Source organism: Desulfobaculum sp. (assembly GCF_054921475.1).
Genome location: NZ_JBUDSW010000312.1, coordinates 1 through 3,640, shown reverse-complemented (window position 1 = coordinate 3,640; position 3,640 = coordinate 1). Strand labels below are relative to the sequence as shown.

4 protein-coding genes are annotated in these 3,640 nt (G+C 61.3%); all 4 read left to right on the top strand.

Features of this window, described 5'->3' with window-relative positions:
* Positions 1-177: 177 nt before the first annotated feature.
* On the top strand, positions 178-1,062 hold the full coding sequence (gene folP, locus ACY69P_RS15130) for a dihydropteroate synthase (RefSeq protein ID WP_459898819.1): 885 nt from the start codon (positions 178-180) through the stop codon (positions 1,060-1,062).
* Between the two features lie 5 nt (positions 1,063-1,067).
* On the top strand, positions 1,068-1,817 hold the full coding sequence (gene cdaA / locus ACY69P_RS15125) for a diadenylate cyclase CdaA (RefSeq protein ID WP_404844268.1): 750 nt from the start codon (positions 1,068-1,070) through the stop codon (positions 1,815-1,817).
* A 2-nt stretch (positions 1,818-1,819) separates the two neighbouring features.
* The gene (locus ACY69P_RS15120) at positions 1,820-2,749 is read left to right on the top strand and encodes a CdaR family protein (protein WP_462328074.1); all 930 of its coding nucleotides are present in this window, start codon (positions 1,820-1,822) and stop codon (positions 2,747-2,749) included.
* 57 nt (positions 2,750-2,806) lie between these two features.
* A partial coding sequence (locus ACY69P_RS15115; protein ID WP_462328073.1) for a phosphohexomutase domain-containing protein occupies positions 2,807-3,640 on the top strand: 834 nt, incomplete at its 3' end.

The following is a 3,640-nucleotide window of genomic DNA, read 5'->3' as shown; positions in this document are numbered from 1 at the left end:
CCAGAGCGCCGCGCAGTCCGCGCCCGCCGAGGAAGGCCAGAGCGCCGAGGCCACACGCCCCGAGGATGATGACACGCTGAAGGACGCCCATGAGGGCGAGGAGTTCACCCTTGAACCGGGTGAGCCCGAAGAGTCCCCAGAAGGGACATCCGACAAGCAAGGAAAGGACAACTAGCAATGCATGGTCGCGTTCACTGGAACGTTACGGGGGGTAGGGTCCTGGGCCCCGCCCCCTTTTTTGTTGTAGGCATCGTCAACGTTACCCCGGATTCGTTCTACGACGGGGGATCGCACGACAGTCATGAGGCCGCCGTGGAGCACGGCAAAAAGCTCATCGCCGACGGCGCGCACATCCTTGATGTGGGCGGCGAGTCCACCCGGCCCACGGCCGAGCGCGTGGGCACCGGCGAGGAACTGCGCCGCGTGGTTCCCGTTGTGCGCGAGCTGGCCAAATACATCCGCGAGAATGAGCTGGACGCCGCTATCTCCGTGGACACCTATAAAGCTGCGACCGCAGCGGCGGCTCTTGAAGCTGGTGCGGTAGTGGTCAACGATGTGTCCGGCTGCCGCTTTGATCCGGAGCTTATGGACGTGTTGGCGCAGTATCAGCCCGGGTATGTTTTGATGCATTGTCAGGGCCTGCCCGGCAGCATGCAGAACGACCCCTCCTACGTGGACGTGGTTGACGAGATTTCCGACTTTTTCGACCAGCGTCTGCGTCAGTTGACGCGGGCCGGCCTTGCCGAGGAGAACATTGTTCTGGACCCCGGCATCGGCTTTGGCAAAAAGCTGGAGCACAATTTGGAGATTCTGCGCAACATCGAGGCCTTTGGCCGCTTTGGTCTGCCCATGTTCATGGGCCTGTCCAATAAATCCCTGTGGGGCGACCTGCTGGGACTGGATGTGGACAGCCGCCAGAATGCCACGCAGGTTGGGACGGCCCTTCTGGCCGCACGCGGCGTGCAGATTCACCGCGTGCATGAGGTGGCCCCCACCGTGGAGACGCTTCGCATCGTGCAGGCCATGGACAGGCGCACCGCGCGCCGACACTACATGGAGTAGCCTGCATGCTGGAGCTTGGCGGATTCAGCATTTCGTGGATTGAGCTGGTGGACATCGCGCTTGTCGCGGTCATCTTCTACCGGCTCATCCTGCTGATTAAGGGGACCCGTGCGCTGTCTGTGTTCACGGGCCTCGTGCTTTTGCTCATCATCTTTTATTTCTCCGACGAGTTGGGACTGACCACCCTGCACTGGCTGCTGGGCAAGTTCCTCGGCTCCATCTTCCTTGTCGTCATCATCCTGTTCCAGCGGGATATCCGCAACGCCTTGTCGCAGTTTGGGGCAGGGCGGATGTGGCGGCGCGCGCCGGTGGCGGAACAGGAGTTTAATACTCTTGCCGCCGCCGTGCTCTCCATGGCCGAAAAGCGCATTGGCGCACTGGTGGTCATTGAGAAGAACGTCCCCCTCGGGGACCTTGTGGCGCGTGGCGTGAAAGTGGACGGCGAAATGACCAAGGAGCTTCTGCTCACCATTTTTCATCCGGATACGCCGCTGCATGATGGTGCGGTTATTGTCCGCCGTGGACGCATTGTGGCTGCGGGATGTATTCTGCCGTTGGCGGTGGGCATCCGCAAAAAGCAGCACTATGGCACACGGCACAGGGCGGCCATTGGCATTACGCAGGAAACCGACGCCGTAGCGGTTGTGGTTTCCGAGGAACGCGGCGAGATATCCCTTGCCGTTGGCGGCCGCCTGACGGCCAGCCTTGACGAAGTGCGCCTGAAGCGCGTGCTGAAACGGGTATGGAATAAATAATTATGCTGCGCAATTGGCAATACAGGCTTCTCGCCCTCGTTCTGGCATTTGCCTGCTGGTACCTTGTGACGGGCCAGCAGAAGGTGGAGACGTGGCTTGAGGTGCCGGTGGATATTGTCAACGCGCCCAAGGATATCGCCATCCAGTCCGGCTTGAAGACGCGCATCAATGTTCGTGTGCGCGGTTCCAAGCCGATGCTTCGTGGGCTGGATGCCCGGAGTCTGGCCTACCCGCTGGACCTTTCCGGCCTGCGCGCCGGGACCGTTGTGCTCAATTTCGACGCGAACCGCATCCCCGTGCCCAAGGCGGTGGAGGTGCTGGAGATTGACCCGCCCCGTCTGACCGTTGACGCGGACAGAATGATCACCCGCCGCGTGCGGGTGGAGCCGCAGTGGAAGGGCAGCGTCGAAAAGAACTATTCCCTGCTGGAGGCATGGACCGTGCCTGCGGCGGTGAAGGTGCGTGGCCCGCAGGACCTTGTGGACGCGCTCACCGCTGTGCCGACCCTGCCGCTGGCAGGCAATGTGACCACAGCAGGCACCATGGAACGGGAGCTGGGCCTTGACCTGCCCGAATCCGTGGTGGCAGAACCCGCCGTGGTGAAAGCGAGCTTCCGCTTTGCGGAAAAGACGGAAAAGCTGTGGGTCAAATTGCCCCTTAAGGTGCTGCCTGAAAACCTTGCCAAAAGTGCGGGTGTACAGGTAAAGCCAAAGACCGTTCAGCTTCATGTGGAGGTTCCGGTGAGTCTTCTTGATAAAGAGGACTTCAAAAGCCTGTTCTCCACCTTCATTCTTCTGAACTCATCCATAGACCCGGGGTGGCATGTGGTGGAATACCGCACCAAGCTGCCTCCGGGCTGTACGCTTATTAAGGCTGTCCCGCAGAAGGTTGACCTGCGGGTGAGCCGCCGCCTTGCACCAGAGGGCGGCTAATCCCCTATCATACGGCCCGCCACCGGCGCGGCGCCTCCTGATCTGACGAGGATACACATGACGCAACGCATATTCGGCACCGACGGCCTCCGCGGTCAGGTGAATATTTTCCCCATGCTTCCGGAACTGGCCCTGCGTTTGGGCCTTGCCGCCGGGCAATACTTTCGTAATGGCAAAAAGCGCCACCGCGTGCTCATCGGCAAGGACACCCGCGTGTCCGGCTACGTGTTTGAGACGGCGCTGACGTCGGGCTTTTGCGCGGCGGGCATGGACGTGTTGCTGGTTGGTCCTATGCCGACCCCGGCCATCTCGTACCTGACCCGCAGCATGCGCGCGGACCTTGGGGTGGTGATTTCCGCCTCGCATAATCCCTTCATGGATAACGGCATCAAGTTCTTTGACCACAAGGGCTTTAAGCTGCCCGACGAGGTGGAGGACCAGATTTCCGCCATGGTCATGAACCCCGACACCGCGTGGGACTACCCGGAGCCGGAGCACGTGGGGAAGGCCAAGCGCATTGGCGACAGCACCGGGCGCTACATTGTGGCGCTGAAGCATACCTTCCCGTCCGCGCTCACCCTCGACGGCGTAAAAATCGTCCTCGATTGCGCCAATGGCGCGACCTACAAGGTTGCCCCGCGCGTGTTTGAAGAGCTGGGCGCCGAGGTCATTAAGGTGGGTGTGGAGCCCAACGGCCTCAATATCAATGACAAGTGCGGTTCTCTGTACCCCGAGGTGGTGGCTGACTGCGTGCGCCGCGAGGGCGCGGACATCGGCCTTGCCCTTGATGGTGACGGCGACAGGCTCATCGTGGTGGACGAAAACGGCCGCATCCTCGACGGCGACCAGATTATGGCCCTGTGCGCCATGGACATGATGGAGCGCGATGAG

Bases quoted from the DNA above. Each gene is read 5' to 3' on its own strand.
- cdaA (WP_404844268.1), top strand. From the start codon at position 1,068: ATGCTGGAGCTTGGCGGATTCAGCATTTCGTGGATTGAGCTGGTGGAC.
- ACY69P_RS15120 (WP_462328074.1), top strand. From the start codon at position 1,820: ATGCTGCGCAATTGGCAATACAGGCTTCTCGCCCTCGTTCTGGCATTT.
- folP (WP_459898819.1), top strand. From the start codon at position 178: ATGCATGGTCGCGTTCACTGGAACGTTACGGGGGGTAGGGTCCTGGGC.